Origin of the sequence: Bifidobacterium sp. ESL0690 (assembly GCF_029392315.1) — a bacterium.
Classification (GTDB): domain Bacteria; phylum Actinomycetota; class Actinomycetes; order Actinomycetales; family Bifidobacteriaceae; genus Bifidobacterium.
On the sequence record NZ_CP113939.1, the window covers coordinates 505119 to 525576 of the forward strand.

Annotated in this window: 16 protein-coding genes; 14 read left to right on the plus strand and 2 right to left on the minus strand. The window is 54.3% G+C overall.

Annotation, left to right across the window (positions count from 1 at the left end; genetic code table 11):
- The first annotated feature begins 24 nt into the window (after nt 1–24).
- The 3 genes from OZX62_RS01925 to galE all read left to right on the plus strand — a co-directional run bounded on the left by OZX62_RS01925 (nt 25) and on the right by galE (nt 4638).
- Complete coding sequence (locus OZX62_RS01925) at nt 25–1161, plus strand: glycosyltransferase family 4 protein (protein ID WP_277176370.1); 1137 nt, start codon at nt 25–27, stop codon at nt 1159–1161.
- A gap of 199 nt (nt 1162–1360) precedes the next feature.
- Nucleotides 1361–2956, plus strand: coding sequence for an Ig-like domain-containing protein (locus OZX62_RS01930; protein ID WP_277176371.1), 1596 nt, complete (start codon nt 1361–1363; stop codon nt 2954–2956).
- A gap of 662 nt (nt 2957–3618) precedes the next feature.
- The gene (galE, locus tag OZX62_RS01935) at nt 3619–4638 is read left to right on the plus strand and encodes a UDP-glucose 4-epimerase GalE (protein ID WP_277176372.1); all 1020 of its coding nucleotides are present in this window, start codon (nt 3619–3621) and stop codon (nt 4636–4638) included.
- 148 nt (nt 4639–4786) lie between these two features.
- On the opposite strand, the gene OZX62_RS01940 is transcribed toward galE, so the two are convergent.
- Both OZX62_RS01940 and trxA read right to left on the minus strand, forming a co-directional pair.
- Nucleotides 4787–5788 carry a G5 domain-containing protein gene (locus OZX62_RS01940; RefSeq protein WP_277176373.1) on the minus strand — a complete coding sequence of 334 codons (1002 nt, stop codon included), beginning with the start codon at nt 5786–5788 and terminating at the stop codon, nt 4787–4789.
- A gap of 475 nt (nt 5789–6263) precedes the next feature.
- Nucleotides 6264–6614 (minus strand): thioredoxin, encoded by a 351-nt coding sequence (trxA, locus tag OZX62_RS01945; RefSeq protein WP_277176374.1) that lies wholly within the window; start codon nt 6612–6614, stop codon nt 6264–6266.
- 161 nt (nt 6615–6775) lie between these two features.
- On the opposite strand from trxA, the gene OZX62_RS01950 reads away from it, so the two are divergent.
- From OZX62_RS01950 to OZX62_RS02000, 11 genes are all read left to right on the plus strand, one after another.
- Nucleotides 6776–7408 (plus strand): NUDIX hydrolase family protein, encoded by a 633-nt coding sequence (locus OZX62_RS01950; protein WP_277158738.1) that lies wholly within the window; start codon nt 6776–6778, stop codon nt 7406–7408.
- 14 nt (nt 7409–7422) lie between these two features.
- A complete protein-coding gene (locus tag OZX62_RS01955) occupies nt 7423–8268 on the plus strand; it encodes an alpha/beta hydrolase (protein WP_277176375.1) in 846 nt (281 codons plus the stop codon).
- Nucleotides 8269–8661: 393 nt separating this feature from the next.
- The gene (gene nudC / locus OZX62_RS01960) at nt 8662–9822 is read left to right on the plus strand and encodes an NAD(+) diphosphatase (RefSeq protein ID WP_277176376.1); all 1161 of its coding nucleotides are present in this window, start codon (nt 8662–8664) and stop codon (nt 9820–9822) included.
- 182 nt (nt 9823–10004) lie between these two features.
- Complete coding sequence (locus tag OZX62_RS01965) at nt 10005–11537, plus strand: L,D-transpeptidase (protein ID WP_277176377.1); 1533 nt, start codon at nt 10005–10007, stop codon at nt 11535–11537.
- A gap of 149 nt (nt 11538–11686) precedes the next feature.
- Complete coding sequence (gene gcvH / locus OZX62_RS01970; protein ID WP_277176995.1) at nt 11687–12097, plus strand: glycine cleavage system protein GcvH; 411 nt, start codon at nt 11687–11689, stop codon at nt 12095–12097.
- Between the two features lie 145 nt (nt 12098–12242).
- On the plus strand, nt 12243–13475 hold the full coding sequence (locus tag OZX62_RS01975) for a phosphatase domain-containing protein (protein ID WP_277176378.1): 1233 nt from the start codon (nt 12243–12245) through the stop codon (nt 13473–13475).
- Between the two features lie 125 nt (nt 13476–13600).
- The gene (locus OZX62_RS01980; RefSeq protein WP_277176379.1) at nt 13601–16270 is read left to right on the plus strand and encodes a S9 family peptidase; all 2670 of its coding nucleotides are present in this window, start codon (nt 13601–13603) and stop codon (nt 16268–16270) included.
- 131 nt (nt 16271–16401) lie between these two features.
- A complete protein-coding gene (locus OZX62_RS01985; RefSeq protein WP_277176380.1) occupies nt 16402–17445 on the plus strand; it encodes a 3-isopropylmalate dehydrogenase in 1044 nt (347 codons plus the stop codon).
- Between the two features lie 200 nt (nt 17446–17645).
- The gene (locus tag OZX62_RS01990) at nt 17646–18266 is read left to right on the plus strand and encodes an NINE protein (protein ID WP_277176381.1); all 621 of its coding nucleotides are present in this window, start codon (nt 17646–17648) and stop codon (nt 18264–18266) included.
- Nucleotides 18267–18431: 165 nt separating this feature from the next.
- Complete coding sequence (locus OZX62_RS01995; RefSeq protein WP_277176382.1) at nt 18432–19505, plus strand: lipoate--protein ligase family protein; 1074 nt, start codon at nt 18432–18434, stop codon at nt 19503–19505.
- 81 nt (nt 19506–19586) lie between these two features.
- Entirely contained in the window at nt 19587–20300 is a 714-nt protein-coding gene (locus tag OZX62_RS02000) for a Crp/Fnr family transcriptional regulator (protein ID WP_277158747.1), read from the plus strand.
- The last annotated feature ends 158 nt before the right edge of the window (nt 20301–20458 follow it).

Here is a 20458-nt window from a genome sequence, read left to right on the forward strand (position 1 = left end):
TGAGTGCGGCAATAGAGGTTTAAAGTGAAAATCGCGTATATCGGGCACAAGCGGATTCCCTCCAGAGAAGGAGGGGTTGAAGTCGTGGTTACCGAGCTTGCCGCCCGCATGGCGCAACTTGGCCAGGATGTGACGGTTTACAACAGGCGCGGGCACAATGTTGCAGGACGTGGTTTCGACAATTGCCAAGATGGCACAATCTTGAACGAGAACAACTTGCATATTGTGTCGGTGCCAACCTTAAATCTTAAGGGTTTGGCTGCGCTGAGCTCATCATTTTTTGCTACGTTGAAAGCGATAAAGGCCAGGCCGGACGTGATTCATTTCCATGCTGAAGGGCCGAGTGCCATGGTTCCTTTGGCGAAACTCGCTGGAGTGCCAACGGTAGTTACCATTCATGGCCTTGACTGGCAAAGAGCCAAGTGGAATGCCCTCGCGAGCAGCTACATTAAATTTGGTGAAAAAATGACCGCGCGGTATGCGGATGAAATCATCGTACTTAACAAAGACACAAAGCGATATTTCATTGAGCGTTACGGTCGTTCCACTCACTTGATTCCCAATGGGATTCGCAAAGGAGTTTCCAAGAAAGCAAACAGTATAGTCAATTCCTTTGGATTGGAGAAGAATTCCTATATTCTCTACCTTGGTCGTATCGTTCCTGAAAAGGGAATTCATTATCTCCTTGAAGCGTTCAGGAATATCAAAACGTCGTTGAAATTGGTAATCGCTGGAGGTTCCTCGGATTCCGGAGATTATTTTCAGAAGATTAAGGAGCTCGCGCAAAAGGACAATCGTGTCATCATCACGGATTTTGTGTATGGCGAGGTCTTGGAAGAGCTCTATAGCAACGCGTATGTATACGTTCTTCCCAGCGATGTTGAGGGTATGCCAATGAGCTTGTTGGAAGCGATGAGTTATGGCAACTGTTGTCTCGTGTCCGATATACCCGGCTGCACCGATGCCGTAGGAGACCATGCCGTACTCTTCAAACATGGGTCGGTTGAAGATCTTGAGCAAAAGTTGGAGACGCTGATAGATAGCCCGGAAATGGTTTCTCGATATCAAGGGGGTGCCGGTGACTACATTGCGAGTAAATACGATTGGCAAAAAATCGTGGATGGAACTTTGAGTGTGTATCGCAAAGCGGTTGGGCGATAGCACTAGTTGGATTGATACTGCCTGAAGTAGAAAATGTATCTATAGAGTATTGATGGTCATCACTTTGGATTTTATCTATTTTTAGTCTAATGAGAGAGCTATCTTTATAAGTAATGCGTTATTCTTTGTGCTTTTTACGCAACAATAAAGATAATTTGTTTATTTAGAGCGGTTCATGAGTATAGAGATGGGGATTTCAATGGTGAAAAACAAAAAAGGCATTCGATCTGTATTGACTGCTTTAATCGCTATAACTGTAGGAGCTTCAGCTATAACGCCAAGTGTTGCCAATGCAAGCCCATCTTGTATTGTAAACAGAAGCAGTATCAGCCAATGCTTCCCGGATAGGAATTTGGCAATGGATGTAGCGTATAACGCTGCTGGAGGCAATATTAATAATACCTTTACTCAAGATGTTATTAATAGGGTTACCGATCTAAGTACACGAGATTATGACACGTTGAATCTTGAAGGTATCCAGCGGCTTGTCAATCTTCAAACACTCAATTTAGATTATGATAAAAATATCGTTAATTTTAATCTCATTCATCAACTTCCCAACTTGACGGAATTACATCTATGGAATTGTGGATTGTGGACAGTAAAAAATCTTGCAGGAATGAATAATCTAAGGATATTGGAATTAGGCTATAATCATCTTTCGAATGTCAGTAAGTTGAGTGGTCTGTTCAATTTAACCGACTTGAGATTAAATAATAATGCTCTCTCAAATATAAATAATCTGAATAATTTGCCTAATCTACAGAAAATAAACTTAGATGAGAATAATTTGTCCGACATTACTCATCTTGCAATTTTTAACAATCTTGCAGAGATTAATGCAAGTGAGAATCATATTCGTGATATCAGCGGTTTAAATAACCTTTGGGCCTTGAAAAGAATGAATATGGATTCGCAGAATATAACTTTGCCAAGTGTTGGCGTGAATTCGAGTATTCAGGTGCGAAGTGCGACAAATATCAACGGAACACCGGTGATGCCAACTTCATATGGTATGGATCCGGATACCGGAATTTACGATCCTCCAACTGGGATTGTGACATGGCCTCGTCCTTATGTAGCCGGACAAGTTTCGTTCAATTTTTCTGGGGATGTGCCATTAAAAGGGTATGATAATCGGGGTAGTTTTTCTGGTAAAATCACTCAGCCATATACCATTCAAGTACTAAATAAGAGCAAGTTGTGGGCTCAGGTTAATAGTGCGAAGTGGCTTCAGTATAGAAATTATACGGTGGGTTCGTGGAACGTGTTCGCTAAGGCATTAGCATATGCCAAGTGGGCGCTTTACAGCAATACCGCTACTCAGTATCAGATTAATTTGGCTACAAAAAACCTTATTGGGGGCAAGGCTGGACTCAGAAAGAGGATTAACAAGAGTGCGTTGTGGGCTCAGGTTAATGATGCGAAGTGGCTTCGGTCTGGGAATTATACGGTAGGCTCGTGGAAAGTGTTCGCTAAGGCATTATCGTATGCCAAGTGGGCGCTCTATGCCAATAACTCCACTCAGTATCAGGTTAATTTGGCCATGAAGAACCTTATATCGGGTAGAGCTGGACTTAGGAAGCGGGTTTACAGCAGGAGTGCGTTGTGGTCTCAAGTCAATAGTGCGAAGAAGCTTCGGTCTTGGAATTATACTTCGGCTTCGTGGAATGTGTTCTCGAAGTCGTTGTCGTACGCCAACTGGGCACTTTATGGCAAAGCTACTTCGTATCAGATTGATTTGGCCACCAGGAATCTCATATCGGCCCAGGCTGGACTCAGGAGTAGATGGTAATTGATGTTTTATGGATTGTGCTGCCGCTCCAAGTAACAGTCTTGGAACGGCAGCACAATCATATTTATTAGTAGGCTAATTAAGTGTGTGGAAAAGTTATTGCTTATTTTTTGTACGACGTCTTGGTGAATACTCCAAATTGTAAAGAGCGTGCATGTGCATTTCGTTAAGCTATCTGCGTCCCATAATCTCTCAATATTATCGGTTCCGATACCGGATAATGTCCTAGGGATTTTCAATTCTGTCTATGAACTAGCTAGGAGTTCAATCGAACACATGCTATTTGATTTATTTTTTAGGTTTGTTCTTTAGTAATTTTTTCGAATTTACTCGGATACTACCTAATGTTTTAGTATGAAGGTAAAAATGGTTTATTTTGATGAAGCGTACAGGGCTTCCATAAAATATGTGCGTCACGATGATCTAGTGGGGGAATGTGATTCGGCGACGTTCTGTCGACATTTTCATTAGTTTTAATATGTTCCGTGTTCTAGTAATGTCTGTTGTAATTTGCTGGCGGATGTAGTCCGTATAGATGAATCCAATTAGTCGTGGGAATGAGCATAGGATACGGTTACAAACCCCGTGTCGGGTTGTTTTTGGTAGCTCTTGTGTGCTAATGTTATGTTTTGTTAGGTTACGGCACAATGAAGGAGCACAAAATGACAACTGTGTTGGTTACCGGGGGAGCCGGATATATCGGCACGCACACCGATGTGGAGCTGCTGAACAAGGGTTACGACGTCATCAGCGTCGACAATTACGTCAATTCGGTGCCGGAAGCCCTTGACCGCGTCAAGACGATTACCGGCAAGGAAGTCAAGCGTTACGACGGCGACGTGCGCGACGTTGAGCTCATGAACCGCATTTTCGAGGAGAACGACGTCGACTGGGTTATCCACTTCGCGGGCCTCAAGGCTGTGGGCGAGTCCGTTGCCAAGCCGATCGAGTACTACGACAACAACCTTACCGGCACCATGGTGTTGCTGAGGACGATGCGTGACCACAATGTCAAGAAGATCATCTTCTCTTCGTCCGCCACCGTCTACGGCGCGGCCGAGCACCTGCCGCTCACCGAGGAGAGCCCCGTTGGCGGAACCACCAATCCATATGGCACCTCCAAGCTTTTCCAGGAGCAGATTCTTCGTGACGTTTATGTTGCCGATGACACGTGGACCATCGTGCTGTTGCGTTACTTCAACCCAGTCGGCGCCCATTCCTCCGGCCTGCTAGGCGAGGATCCGAAGGGCATTCCCGCCAATCTTACCCCGTACATCGCCAAGGTGGCGCTTGGTGAGCTCAAGGAAGTCCAGGTTTACGGCGACGATTATCCGACCCCGGACGGCACCGGCGTGCGCGACTACATCCACGTCGTCGACCTTGCCAAGGGCCACGTCGCGGTAATCGACAAGATCGAGAAACCGGGCGTCTACACCTACAACCTCGGCACTGGTCACGGCTACTCAGTTCTCGAGGTCATCAAGGCTTATGAGAAGGCCGCCGGCCACAAGATTCCGTACGTTATCAAGCCCCGTCGCCCCGGCGACATCGCGGCTTGCTACGCGGATTCCTCCAAGGCCGAGCGTGAGTTGGGCTGGAAGGCCGAGCTGGGTATCGACGAGATGGCCGCTTCTTCCCTCAACTGGCAGACCAAGAATCCGAAAGGCTTCCGCAAGGACTGACGCTTTCTAGCTAAGTCAAAATGGGCCGTCACTGTGTTTCATACATAGTGACGGCCCATTTCAGTAGTATCCGAATACAAATTGAGGCTTCCGGCGTGTAACCGAAAGCCTCAATCTGAAGATTTGCGCTACTTCGCTAATGTAAAACTCAGTAGCTATGAGCCGTCTGCCAGTGGGCATAGGCACCCTGCACGCCGCCGTAGCGTGCGCAGTAACCCCAGAACCACTTGAGCTGGGTCTGGTAGTTGGTGGCCCAATCCGCGCCGGCGCTTGCCATCTTGCTGCCAGGCAGTGCCTGAGGCAGACCGTAGGCGCCAGAAGGATTCTGCGCGTTGACGCGCCAACCGGATTCGTGGCTGATGATGTAGACGGTGGCGGTGAAGTCGGCTTCCGAGCCGCCGTTGGAAAGCAGGTAGTCATGCGCCCACTGCTGCATCTCGCCGACAGGAACGGTGGAACCGATGTTCGCGGCATCGCTGGAAACGGTGGAGCCGGAGCCGGTGCCCACAAGGATGACCTTGTCGACAGGAGCCTGCTTCACGAACGAAGTGAATACGTTGGAGGAGATGGTCTTCTTGCCGGCCTTGGTAACGAGGCTGGTGGTTTCCATCACGCCTGCCTGGCCTTCGGACTGAACCTTCTGCTGGCCCTTGGGCAGATCCGAGGTCTCCTTGGTCACGACGTTGAAACCGATGGGGGAGTCGGAAGTTTCGAGATTCGCGTTGGCGCGCTCGATGCTGATGACGGTGGATTCGTTGACCTTGGTCTTGAGGCTTGGGTTGACCACGTCGCCGGTCTCAAGGGTGATGTCGCCCTGATCGAGCACGGACTTGACGTCGGTGAAGTGAGAGCCGACCACGGCGCGGTTCTTGCCGTTGATTTTGACGGTGACGTAGGTGTCGCCGGTCTTGCCGCCACGAAGGTCTTCACGGTCGCTGCCGCGGGAGACGCCAAGCGTGTTGGCGTCGGTGGCCGAATACGAAGTGACGCGATTGAGGGAATCCTGGCGTGCATCATGGGAATGAACGGCGATGACGCTGCCGCCCACTAATGCCACAACCGCTGCTACGCCGGCCGCGATCTTCGTCCACTGGCGTTTGCTCAGCGACCTCAAGGTCTTGGTTTGCTTACGGTGGTTAGCCTTAGCCATTTGCCTTAAATACTCCTAAGTAGTCCTACAGTTTCAATGCGTCGAACAACGGGCGCACCGTACAACTCTCATCTCATATCTCTTTCGCGCGTACTCCACGCGCGGATGCAACGCCGCAACTATCACAATCCGCCTCGGCGGGTACATCACTACATCACAAAACAGTCATAATTATAACGCGGTGCCACGAAAAAACTCTTAGATAGACGGGTTGAATTTATTAATTTTTGATAAAAGGAATTGCGCACTGCGTCTTGAAACGTTGCTATTGCGTCGATGGGGTAATGAATATGCCGATAGCCAAACATTGCCAGCTATCGGCATATCGCTTTACGTGAACGTTATTCGGGAATCATTCCGGTTTGATGGGAATCTAGCAAACCCAAGCGCTCTCGCCTTAAGTTCTATGAATCTTGCGATCCCACGAGCTTTATAAGCCTTACAAATCTTGTGGGCCTCACGAACTTGATGAACCTCAGGCCTTGGCGTCTTCCTTGGCGTTGACATCAAGGGCGCGGGCCTGCTTGATGACCTCGTCGAGATCGGAGGCGCGCAGTGCACCGGCCTGTTTGAAAATAATCTGGCCCTTCTTGGCGATCATCAGCGTGGGGACGGCTTGGATTTCGGCTGCGGTGGCGAGCTCCTGGTTCTGGTCGATGTCGACCTTGCCGAAGACGATGTCGGGGTTGGCCTCGCTGGCCTTCTCATAGACCGGGCCGAACGCCTTGCACGGGCCGCACCAGGTGGCCCAGAAATCAACGAACACGAGGTCGTTGTTGGTGATGGTCTCTTCAAAGTTTTTTGCCGTCAAAGTCTGCGTTGCCATGATTATGGCTCCTTCCGCTTGTGCGTTGCACCATTCCGTAGGCTTTTACCTCACGAACGATGTAATATTCAGTCTCCCAGCAAACCCCAACATTGCTAAGCCAGTGACGAAAAGGCCGTTCGTCTCGCGCATTCGTCAGCCACAGAGCCGATAATGGAGCCATGGCAGTCTTGAATGATGAAGTGCCCGACGAGGGCGATTTCGATGCGGGGCGGCATCGTGGCGAATTCGATGGCATCACGCCCGAGGACTTTGTGCGCGGCGGTAGCAACGGCAATCCTCCCGGCTGGCTTTCGCCGCACGATATCGACGAAGCGCGCGCCAAACTGCCCATCGTCTACGTCGAAGTGGTTCCGGTGCGTACCGACGACATGGGTCGTGTCAGCGAGGTTGGCTCGCTTTTGCGTGTGCGCGACACCGGTTCCGTGGAACGTACGCTGATTACCGGCCGTATCCTTTTCCATGAAACCATCCGTGAAGCTATCGCCCGCAACATCGCCAAGGACTTGGGCGACCTCGCCCTGCCGATTCTGCCGGCGAGCCTGCAGCCTTTCACCGTCGCCGAATTCTTCCCGACTCCCGGTATTTCGGAGTTCTACGACCCGCGTCAGCACGCCATCGCGCTGTGCTACGTGGTGCAGATTTCCGGAGATTGCAAGCCGCTCGACCCGGCGCTCGACGTGGAATGGTGCGATGTGGAGAGCAAGCAACTCGACACGTTCATCGCCCAGATGTCCGGCGGGCACGGCCAGATTGTGCGTCGCGCGCTTTCGTGGGCCGGCGTGGGCGAATAAACGGAACAGGCAAGATGAATATTCGTATTAATAATAAGGTCTATCGTTCTGGCAAAGGTATTCCTCTGATTTTGTTGCATGCGTTCCCCGTGGATGCACGGATGTGGGACGATTGTGCGAAAAGCATGATCAGACTTGGTGACGAACGCGGGGTAGCTTCGTTTCCGATTTGGGCCCCGGATACACCGGGTGCTGGCGACGCCTCGATTCCCGACGCGCATGCCACCGGGGCGATTGCCGACGATGGCGCGTACGCCGAGGCGATGGACAAAGTGGCCGAAGCCTACGTTTCGATGCTGCATATCACCGGCCATGAAAAAGCCATTTGGGTGGGCCTTTCGATGGGCGGCTATATTGCGATGGATATTGCGCGGCTGTTCCCGGAAACCGTTGCCGGACTTGCCCTATGCGATACCACTACGGTGGCCGACAGACCTGAGGCTCGTGCAAATCGGCTTAAGATTGCTCAAATCTGCGAAAGCGACAATACCGTTGAGCCGGTGATGCATTTTGCGCGTCCGCAGGCGGGGGATTCGAGCGTGAAGCTCGGTCAGGGGTTCCAGGATCTGCTTGCCGGCTGGATTCACGATCAGCGTCCGGAAGGCCTTGCCTGGCGCGAGCGTATGGCCGCCGGTCGTGCCGACACCACCGACCAATTGGCGCGCGTCACTGCTCCTGCGGCGATTGTCAGCGGAGAGAACGATCCTTCGAGCCCTCCGGCGAAGATGCGTCCGATTGCTGATGCCATGACTTCCACCTCTGTCGCTTTCACCGCGATTCCCGATTGCGGCCATTTCAGTGCCGTCGAGCGTCCCGACGCTGTGGCGAATGCCTTGCTAGACTTGGTCGAGCGGGTATAGGAACGGGTGTAGCCGAGCTCTTATTACTGGCCTGCAGGCGCACTTATCCGTCGTTACCGTCGAAAAGATGCAAATTAGTCGGTCTGGAGTGCATGTTCCTGACGTTAGCGTACAAAAAGTGTAGGTTAGTCGGGCTACAGTGCGATTATCCGACGCTAGCGTGGTAAAAATGCGCTTTCTGGTTGCGAAAGTGCATGTTTCTGACGTTGGCGTGCAAAAGGTACAAGTTGGGCGTGGCAGAATGCATGTTTCTGACGGTGGCGTCGGAAAAGTGCACGTTGGAGAGTGCATCGGTTGTTGTGGTGCGATAATGGCTAATCGGTTATAGCATTTCATATAATGACGCAAGTAATTCATGGGAATGAATGTGTCCCCAAAGCTAAAGAGGTTGACATGGCTGCTTCGTTTTCATCGCTGGCATTGACTCAAGTGCTGCCGTTCCTGCCGCTTGCGCAAGGCGACATTGACTATCAGAGCGAGCGCAGAGGGGACCCCAATCTCATCGCGGAAGTCTTGGCACAGCCGAAAACCACAGTCGTTTTCGTACGCGACGGGCTCGTGGCCGTCCCCGACGGGCAGGCGGCGCGAGTCGATTACGAAACCGCGAAGATACGGTTGGCCGGGGTGCCGGGAGAGTACGTTTTGCGGGCGCTCGCAGATGAATCGAATGGTGGTGTGGGCTTGCAGGTGCGGGCGAACGAGGCCTCCGTGAACGAGGGTTCGGCAAACGAAAATAACCCAGCGAGTGGCAACGGCATAAACCAAGCTGCAAATAGACTTGGTCTCATCCCGATATTCCTTGGCAGCTATGGCGTTGGCAGCGAGCATCCTCAGTCTGTTGTGGCCTTGGACGTCTCCGGTTTTGCCAAGAAGGCGAGTGCCGGCGGCGATTCCCTGCAGAACCCAGTGCTTGAGCGGGCGTTGCAACGTTTCGATTGGGTCTCGCTTTTGGGATTCGCGCCACACGCCTCGGCCCGCGAAGCTGGGCAGGCCACTACCGCCGTCGCCCTGAGCAACTGGCATAATAGTCAGAAATATTGCCCGCGGTGCGGCTCCCCGGTTCGTCCGGCGATGGCCGGATGGGCCCAGCAATGCAGCAACGAAAGCTGTGAGGCGCACAAATCGCTGCTTTTCCCGCGTATCGAACCGGCCGTGATCACTTCAATCGTCGACGGCCAGGGCAGGTTACTGCTGCAGCATAATAAAAAGTGGAATGACCCATCCTTCTATTCGGTGTGCGCAGGATTCGTCGAAGCCGGCGAAAACCTGGAGCATGCCGTCAAGCGCGAAGCCGCTGAAGAAACCGGCCTGACACTTGGCGAGGTGAAGTATCTAGGCTCCCAGCCCTGGCCTTTCCCGGCCTCTCTGATGGTCGCGTTCAAGGCGCGGGCGCTCGGAGGCGATGTCAAAGTGGACGGGCATGAAACGCTCGATGCCCGCTTCTTTACCAGAGACGAATTCGCCGATGCCCTTTCCGCCGGTCGGATCAAGCAACCGGGCAAGGCAACCGTCGCGCGCTACATGATCGAGGAATGGTACGGGCAGAAACTGTAATGCGAAAAACCCTATCTTTTGTAATGGAAAATATTTAGATAGATAGAGATTATCTGTTTAGGCGTTTTCTTTTTCGCTATATGGCGAACGGCTTCGTTTCTTGCTTTCTGCACTACCTTAACGTCATATCTCTGGGATAACCTAGTACCTCAGTACGCTGAGAAGGGTATCTGGAGGAAGTAATGGACAACGTGAACAACAGCGGCAACGAGCCTGAGGCATTGACAAGCGAACTCAGCCAAGCCGATATTGCCGCGCTTGGTATCGGTGCTCACCCGCAGTCCAAGAAGCATAGGAAGCGTCGTCTGGCCATCATCATAACCGCTGCGGTATTTGCGGTGCTCATCCTCGCGTTGGTGGCTTCGTTCTTTGGTGCGCGTTGGTATTATAAAGACAAGGCAGCGCCGGGGGTCCACCTTGGCGATGTGGCCGTGGCCGGGCAGGATGCCGGGCAGTTGAAGCAGACCGTTGACCATGAAATTCGGAACTCGAAGATCATCATCAGCGATGGGCAAGGTAAAAAAGCGACTGCCGATTTCAAAGATTTGGGCGTGAGCGTCAACGTCGATAAGACGGTGCACAATCTCATGGCCGCCAAGGGCGATGGGGCCGGCCGTGTGGTGCCTTTCTCCAAGTCTGACATCAAGCTCGTCGCCAAGACGGACGACCTGCCCATCGATACGTATCTGACCAAGACTTTTGTGAACGATAGCGACCGGGCCGTACCTTCAAGCGTGGCTTTTGACGGCAATTCCAACACGTTTGTGGCCAACGCGGGCCACGGCGGACGCGCCCCCGAGATGAGCGGTGTCAAGAAGTCGATCAACACTTTGATTGCTGATCCCGGAGAGACCCGGTCCGTCAAGGTCGCCTACAAGACCATCGATACCCCTGTCTCGGAAAATACCGCGGCTGCGGCAGCCGATTCGGCGAACAAGATTTTGGCCAACAAGATCGTTATCAGCAACGGCGATGCCAGCCAATTCGAGGTGCCGGTGGCGCAATTGGCGTCATGGATCAAGCCTGATACCGATCTCGAAAAAGGGCAGATCAACCTCCGCATCGACAAGGATGCCATCTTGGGCTATGTCAACAGCGAAACGCCCAAGCAGCTCAATCAGGACATGGTCAGTCAGCAGGACATCGTCGACGGCAACGGCAAGGTGATGCTCACAATGACCAAGGGCGTCAACGGGGTCAAGGTCAAGGATGGCGATGCTGTGGCCGATCAGGTCTACAACGCCATGACCAGCAGCCAGCCGGCCACCATCCAGCAGGCGGCGGATATCACCAAATTCGATGTCAAGCAGACCAAGTCCGAGATGCGCATCGTCGTCGACCGCGCCGCGCAGACCGCGACGGTCTACAAAAACGACCAGCAGGTCAAGTCCTTCCTCGTCTGCACCGGCAAGTCTGGTGGTGACGAGACCAATTTGGGCAATTACGTCATCTACCTACGCTACGCGGTGCAGACCATGCGCGGACCTGGCTATGTCTCGCCCGACGTTCGATGGGTCAGCTATTTCAACGGTGGAGAGGGCTTCCATACCGCGGATTGGAACCCAGTCGGTATCGCTACCGGCAACCCGGCCGCCTACGGCTCGCATGGCTGCGTCAATATGAATGTCAATGACGCTCAATGGATCTACGACAACTGCCCTAAAGGCACGTTGGTGCAGGTCGTGGGTGCACAGCCCGGCGGTGCGGTGCGCTAAAGCCGGTTCAATAGGTCTAAACGACGGGTTTCGCGAAATGCAAAACGGACGAGTGACCGATGCTGTAATCTGGCAGTATGAACGAAAACGATATCAATGAATTTGACGAGACTGACGAGACCGACAAGGCCGATGTCTCCGATTCCCAAATGGCCGGCGCGGCTTCCAAATCCGTTTCTCTGGACGTTCCCGACCATCTGCAGTATTCCGCCGACCATGTGTGGGTCGACGATGCCGACGGGCTGGCCGTCATCGGGCTGACCGAGTATGCGGCCTCGCAGATGGGCGAAATCGTCTATGTCGATTTGCCTGAGCCGGACACTCCGGTGCGTGCGGGCGACGAGATTGTGGAGATGGAAAGCGCGAAGACCGTGCAAAACCTCATTTCCCCGGTCGAAGGCACCGTCAAATACGTCAATCATGCGGTTGCCGACGATCCGCAGGTCATCAACAACGATCCGTACGGCGAAGGCTGGATTTTGAAGATCGAGATGGACGACGACGAACCTGAGCTGATGGACGCGGACCAGTATGCCGCGATGGTCAAACACGCGGAATAATCGGGCATCAATATCTAATCAATATCGAATGGCCAACTATTGGTGTCTTAATAATTGATAATTAACATCAATGTTTAGCAAGTCGAGAGCTGAACGATTAAAGACGGTAAGGCAAACATCCCAAACACCGAACGAACGGAAACGAATGGCACGCAAACGCGTCACACAGCACGTCGACTCGGCGCAGGCCGACGAAATGCCGACGGTGCCAATTGAGGTACATCGCGCTTCCACTTCATTTGATTCGCCGAAAGCCATCAGCGCGACCCGTCGGTTCGGTGAGCCTTGGGTTCAGGGCGGTCGCAAGGCGATTACGCAGGGATTCGGTGCATGGACACGATTTTCGACCAGGCTGGTGCGCAGGTGGGGCTGGTATCCGAAGGTCGAGCCCTACGCGGGTTACGGCACAGACGACTACTCCCGACTTGTCTGCCGAATAGTATTGGCGCCCGGCGGCTCGCGTTCCGGCGAGCTGATGCGTGGCATCCGAGGTATGCTTGCGGTGCCTGCGGCCGGGGTTCGTGTCAAAATCGAAATTGACGGCGTGCCGGTCAATCAGGTGCAGGTCGGGGTCTCCGAGGTCTATGACCCTTACGATTCCTCCCGGAAAACGAGTTCTGAATACGCGGTCTCCGACAGTGCCGGCTATCTTGATTTGGTGGCTGAACGCGGCAATACGCCAGGCATTCACGTAGTCTCTTATCAGGTCGCCGGCCGTAGGAAAGTCACTTCCGAGCTTTTCGTGGTTCCCGCCGGTGCGAAGGTAGGCATCATCACCGATGTCGACGACACCATTATGGTCACCCATGCGCCAAGCCCGGTGAAAGCGGCTTATAATTTGCTCCTGCTCAACCCCAAGAAGCGCAGCACCGTGCCGGGAATGAGCGCGTTGTTCACCCGGTTGGCCGACATGATGCCGGATGCACCGTTCTTTTATCTGTCGACCTCGCCGTGGAACGTCGAAAGCTCGATACGCAATTTCATCGCTGAACAGGGCTATCCTGCCGGGCCGTTGTTGTTGCGTGACCTCGATCCGCGTCCCAAGACTTTCATTCCCTCCGGGGTGGAGCACAAACTCCAGTTCGCCGAGCAGCTGATGGAGGATTTCCCGGATATGAAATTCATCCTCATTGGCGACGACGGGCAGAAGGATCCGGTGACCTACGCCACCATCGCGCGGCGCTACCCCGGACGGGTGCTGGCCATTGCCATCCGAGAGCTGAGCCCGCGCGAATCCTCCGCTTTGGGACGGGTCGCGGGGCTTACCGCCACGCAGCCCATGCCGGTCACCGACGTTCCGGTTTTTACCGGCACCACCGGGGCCAACATCATGAAGACGATGCTGCCATACTTACGCAATACGTTGGGGGTGAAGTAATCGGATAGGCGACAGCATCGGACGAATGGCCATTCAAGGACTCTTGTGGCTCAACTTTTTTCAATTGGTTGTGACGATTCTTGCCGTGGATTGTTGTTCGTTCGATGAGTATAGGCTTGATGTCTATGACAGACGAAACGAACGCTACGGCACCGTCGGCGCAAGCCGATGATATTCCATCCGCTGATATTCCGCCTACTTCGCAGGCTTTGCACGTTCCGCGCGCAAAATGCGAGCCGCACGCGCGCACGGTACACGGTGATACGTTTATCGATCCCTATGAATGGATGCGTGACAAGAATTCGCCGGATTTGCAACGGCTTGTGCGCGAGGAAAACGACTATTACCAAGCGAAGACGGCCGGTTTTGGAGGACTCAAGCACAAGCTCTTTGAGGAACTCAAGTCTCGTGTCGACGAGACCGACATGTCGGTGCCGACACGAATGGATGATTATTGGTATTTCGTGCGCACGCAGGAGGGCTTGCAATATGGTGTGCAGTGTCGTCTGCCGATTGCTGGTCCGGACGACTGGGATCCACCGCAGATCAAGGCCACCGATGCTACTGGCTCGATGCCGGGGGAGCAAGTCGTCTTCGACCCGAACGTGGAGGCGAAGGGCCACGATTTCTTCCGCTTGGGTGGACTCGACCTGACCCGGGACGGTCGCTGGCTGCTCTATGGCGTCGATACGGCCGGCAGTGAACGCTACGATTACCGTATCCGCAGCCTCGAGGACGGCCACGAGCTGCCTGAAGTCTTCAAAGGCATCGCGGAAGCCTGCTTCACGCCCGACGGTAAGTGGGTGTTTTATACGTTGCTCGATTCCTCGTGGCGGCCGTATGCGGTTTGCCGGCATCAGGTCGGCACGAGCGTTGACGATGACGTGGAGGTTTTCCGTGAAGACGACGAACGATTCTGGGTCGGCGTCGGACTGAGCTTCGACGAACGCAACGTGGTTATCGGCTGCTCGTCCAAGACCACCAGTGAGGTGCTGATGTTGCCGGTCGGCAATCCGGAAGGCGAGTTCCGTGCGTTTATTCCGCGTCAGGAAGGCGTCGAATACGACGTGAGTTTTGCACGGTTCGAGGGTGCGGGCGAAGGTGGTTCCGACATCCCGCTGGCGCTGGTCTATCACAATGCGAAGAACCCGAATTTCGAGGTGGACGTGGTCGACTTGAGCTCGCACGAACCGCCCTATTCGTTGGGCGAGGGCGTGATCGTCGCGCAGGGGTCGCCGTATGGTTGCGAATGCGGCGATGAAGTGGAGCCGGGTGCAAGCGGGAAACCGGTGAATACGCCGTATAGCAATCCCGATAATCCTGAAATTCTGCAAGGCGCTCGCGGGCTTGGTATCGAGGGCATCGCGATGTACCGCAATTTCGTGGTGTTGAGCTATCGCAACGACAGTCTGCCGCATATCGCCGTGATGACAAAGAGCGTCGCCCTTGAGGACTTTTCGACGCATCGTCCGTGGCGTTTCCGCGAGTTGAAGCCGGAAACGGAAGATGGCAACGACCGTCTGTACTCCATTGCGGCGGGTGGCAATCCCTCCTATGACGTGCCTCGCATGCGCTATTCGTTCTCGAGCTATACGCAGCCCGGACAGCTTCGCGAGCTTGATGTGGCGACCGGTGAAAGCAAGCTGCTCAAGCGGGCGAAGGTGCATGGCGGTTTCGACGCAAAGAATTACCGCGAGCGCCGAATCTGGGTGCGGGTGCGTGACGGCGAGCTCGTGCCGGTTTCGTTGGTTTGGCGTCCAGATTGCTGCAAGGCCATGGCGGAGCTGGGTGAGCATTTGAGCCGTATTGATTTGCTGAATACCGCTGAAAATTCAGCGAGCCCCGATTTCCTCTCGCAAGGTGTACATGCTTCTGAAGGTCGTGTTGAAGTAAACGGTGCTGCATATCAGGAAAATCAAGATTTGCGCTCTGCTGCTGGTCCGATGTTCATCACCGGTTATGGAGCCTACGAATCCAACAGTGACCCCGGTTTTTCTGTGGCTCGCGTGAGTATGCTCGACCGCGGCGTGCTCTATGCCGTGGTGCATGTACGCGGCGGCGGCGAGATGGGCCGTGCTTGGTATGAGCAAGGTCGAAGACTTAGTAAGCGTAATACTTTTACGGATTTTGTGGACGGCACCAAAGCCTTGCAACAGGCCGGGCTTGCCAACCCTGAACGTACCGTCGCCAACGGAGGTTCGGCTGGCGGGCTGCTCATGGGCGCCGTGGCGAATATGGCTCCGGAATGTTACGCGGGCATCGAAGCCGATGTTCCATTTGTGGATGCACTGACCTCGATTCTTGACCCGTCGTTGCCGCTGACGGTCACCGAATGGGACGAGTGGGGCGACCCGCTTCACGACAAAACCGTTTACGACTACATGAAGTCGTATTCGCCTTACGAAAACGCGCCGTTTGGCCACTGGCAGGGTGAGAGCGTTGCGGAAAGTGGAAGCGGTACGAGCGGTGATAATGGTTCGCTGAACGCTATGCCATCGAACGATGATGGCATGGACGACAATACTTCAAGCCATGCTGCCCATCCAGCCGAGCAAAGAGCGAACCCCACCTCGCGTTACCCGAAGATTTTCGCCACTACCTCGCTGAACGACACCCGCGTGCTCTACGTGGAACCGCTCAAATGGATCGCCCGCCTGCAGTCGCAGGGCGTGGATGCCATCGTGCGCGTCGAGGTCGAAGCCGGGCACGGCGGCACTTCCGGTCGCTACAAGCAGTGGCAGGAAGTCAGTGACGAAAACGCATGGTGCCTGAACGCTATGGGAATCAAAGATTAGGCTGGATTGCGGGCAGCGGAGAATCGGTATGCCTCGCAAGTCGCTTATCCGAGTTTTGACGTGTCTTTTGATATGTCCATTTTCCGGACCAAATAGTGGACAGTGTGATGTTCGCGACTATTGTCACGGCTATGAGCACTAAAAAAACATATCATATTGCCGTCATTCCAGGCGACGGCATTGGCAAGGAAATCGTTCCGCCGGCCCAAGAGGTCATGGAGAAGGCCACCGAAGGCGTGGCCGACTTCGAGTACGAGGACTTCGATCTTGGCTCCCAACGTTATGTGCGCGATGGGGCGGTGCTGCCCGACGAGGATCTCGAGCGTATCAAGAAGACCGACGCCATTCTGTTGGGGGCCATCGGCGACCCCCGGCTCCCCGTACCGGCCGGCTTGCTTGAGCGTGGCCTGCTTTTGAAGCTGCGTTTCGATCTCGACCAGTACGTGAACCTGCGTCCGTCCAAGCTTTACAAGGGCGTCGAGTCGCCACTCAAGAACCCCGGCAACATCGATTTCGTCGTCGTGCGTGAAGGCACCGAAGGCATGTATTGCGGCGTCGGCGGCGCGATTCGCAAGAACACCCCGCAGGAAGTGGCCACCGAAGTCTCCACCAACACGGCCTACGGCGTCGAGCGCGTGGTGCGTTACGCTTACGACCTGGCGATGAAGCGCAGGAAGCACATCACGCTGGTGCACAAGAAGAACGTGCTGGTCAACGCCGGCGACATGTGGCAGCGCATCGTTGACAAGGTTGGCGAGGAATACCCCGAGGTCAGCCACGACTACCTGCACATCGACGCGACCACCATTTTCATGGTCACCGACCCGAGCCGTTTCGACGTGATCCTGACCGACAACCTCTTCGGCGACATCATCACCGACGAGGCCGGTGCCGTGGTCGGAGGCGTTGGTTATTCGGCGTCAGGCTGCATCAACGCCAGCAACGAGTATCCCTCGATGTTCGAGCCCATCCACGGTTCCGCTCCCGACATCGCCGGCAAGGGCATCGCCAACCCGACCGCCACGATTCTTTCCACCGCGATGCTGCTGCGTCACCTTGGCATGGATGAGCCGGCCGAGCGTATCGAGAAGGTCGTCGAGGACGACATCGCCGAAAACGCGAAGAAGCAGCGCACCACGGCCGAAGTCGGACGGGATATCCTCGCGCGTCTGTGATTTTTGAGACGATGACAAATAATATTGGATAATAAAAAATAATCTCATTGAATATATTGCTATTCGTGGGTTTCGGGTGCTTTCCGGCAAACGGAAGCACCCGATTTTTATATCCAAAAGTGATAACTGCACTACGATTTTCAGCCATTTTTCAGTATTCTTGCATTTTGGTTTCGACCGTTTGGACTAAGATTAGGGACATGAACAATACACCAGATCCACAAGTCGGACAGCCCGGGGTCCAGACCCCGCAAGGCTCCAACATCCCGCAAGGCCAATACGGCGGTTCTTATGGCCAGTATCAGGGCCAGCAGTACTCGCAGCCCAGCTACACTCAGGGCGGCGCCGCCCAAACCAATCCGCAACCGAACTATGGGCAGGCAGCCTACGGTCAGCCGCAGCAGCCGCAATATGGCCAGCCGGATTACGGCCAGTCCGCTTATTCCCAGACAGGCTATGGTTACGCGTCTGGCAGCTACAACCAGCCGTATGCCGGCAACCAGAGCTATCCGCAAGGCCAACCCTATGCTGCGCAGTACGGCCAGCCGCAGCCTCTGCCTTACGGTTACCAGCCCAAAAGCAAGATGGCCGCTGGGCTCTTGGGTATCTTTTTGGGATGGCTTGGTGTCCACAATTTCTATCTCGGTCACTACGGCAAAGCCGCGGGCCAACTGGCGCTGACTTTGGTCGGATGGATTCTTTTCGGGCTTGGCCCCGTCGCGGCCTTCATCTGGGGTTTGATCGAAGGCGTGCTCATCCTAAGCTCCAATTACGGTTCGCCTTGGCACAGGGACGCCAGAGGTGTCGAACTGCGCGAATAGTCACGCTTCGGCTTTGAACAGGACGTTGAAATTAAGGTTATAAGGCAGGCCGGGTTCCGTCTGTCTGGGACTTAAAGATTACTTCGTAATCGATCTGTTGTTTTGATGCGGTGCGGGAAACGCTTTGCTGGCGTTTTCCGCACCGCTTTGATATGGTGAGGCTTCATGCGTGGCGAATACAAGACCCCCGGCGGTAAGCTGGTCGGAGTCGAGGTCGTTGTTAACGGAGCCGGCAAGCCGGTAACTTGTACGATCGATGGTGATTTTTTTGTTCTGGGTGACGATGATGCTGCCAGAGCCATGCTTTCCGATCTTGCAGTAGCCCTCGTCGCCGGTACTCCGCTGGCAGACGTATTTCAACGTTATCCTTCGGTCAAGCTGGTGGGTGCCGACGATGTTGCGATATCAACCGCCTACCAAAGAGCTTTGCGGACAGAAAAAAACGGTTCTTCAGGCGAAACGGGCCGTTCAATTCGTGCAAATGTTGGTGTTGGTGATGTTCCAGACAGATTGACGTCAAATAATGACGTTTTCCATCAACTCCATCAAAAGCGTTGGAAGTCGTTGCACCCTTTGGTGGTGCATGACATCCTTCGTAGCCCTGCCGAACAGATGGCGACGGACGAGGAATGGGCGCGGCAGGTAGCCGCCGGTCTTAGGCCTGCGACACTGCGCTTTTGGAGCTGGTCCAAACCGGCGGTTGTAGTCGGCAGGTTCCAATCGATCGAGCGCGAGGTGAACACGAAAGCGGCGGAACGCGAGGGTTTTGAGGTTGTTCGCCGCAGCACCGGTGGGGGTGCGATGTTCATCGAACCGGGCAAGGCCATTACCTACTCGCTCTACGCGCCCAAGGGCTTTACAGCCTCGCTTTCGCTCGAAACATCGTTCCGTCTGTGCGATCAATGGGTGATCGATGCGCTGCAAAACCTTGGTATTCCGGCGTTTTTCAGTGGTACCAACGATATCGCCTGCAAGCAGGGAAAGATAGGGGGAGCGGCGCAACGTTTCTTCTCGCCGAAAGACGGCGGGCCGGGGGCGTTGTTGCACCATGTCACCCTTGCCTATGATATCGACGCGGAAAAAATGGGAAGGCTACTCAACACCTCGCCCGAAAAAATGAGTGACAAATCCGTCAAATCGGTCGTCAAACGTGTCGCGCCGATCAAACGGCAAACGGATATGAAGTTTGAAGCGCTTTCCTCTTACCTCGAAACATATGCCAAGCTGAGCTACAATTAATGTAGATTTAAATTCGCCAAGGTTTTTAGGACAAAGAAATTTCTGATGGCGACGCAAGCGAATATTTGGAGGTGCGATCTCGTGGCTAGTCCGAATGGGGCAAGTGAACCGGACAATGAACTTCTGCAGACGGCATTGTTCAAGCATGTCTCCCACGCCGACGCGGAGGAGCTCATGCCGTACATGAAGCGTGCGGAATTCGAAAAAGGTGATTACATCTTCCATGAAGGTTCCACCGATCAACGTATGTATCTGTTGGAAAGCGGCAAGGTGAAGCTCACCCGCGAGGCGAGCGATAACCGCGTGCAGCTTTTGAGCATCCACACCCGCGGTGATATTCTCGGCGAAATTCCCGTTTTCGATCCGGCAGGCGGGCCGCGTACGGCTTCCGCTATCGCCATGAACAACGGCACGCAGGTCGGCTGGCTCGAGCACGACACCCTTTTCACCTGGCTCAACAAGCATCCGCGCGTGGCCGTGGACATGCTGCAGGTGATGGCCAACCGTATGCGTGCCAACAACGAGCAGATTTCCGATCTGGTTTTCATGGACGTTCCGGCGCGCCTGGCCAAGACGTTGCTCGACTTGGCTTCCCGCTTTGGTGAACCGGTGGAATCCGGGGTGAAGGTGCCGCACGACCTGACGCAGGAGGAGATGGCCCAGCTCGTGGGTTCCTCGCGTGAGACGGTCAACAAGGCGCTGATGGACTTCGCCAACCGCGGCTGGATCGCACGCGAAGGCCGTTCCATTATCATCTACCAGCCGGGTGCGCTGATTCGTCGTTCCCGTCACTGATTTGTTGTTTCATCCCGTTTTGTGATATTCGCGACCCGTTGCCTTGAGCTTCGGGCCGCGAATTTTTATCGGTCATTCCTATGTTGCTTTCGGCTCGCTTTCCGCAACTTCTTGAGACTTTCCGAGACCGTGTACGCAATGGGCGATAAGGCCAGACA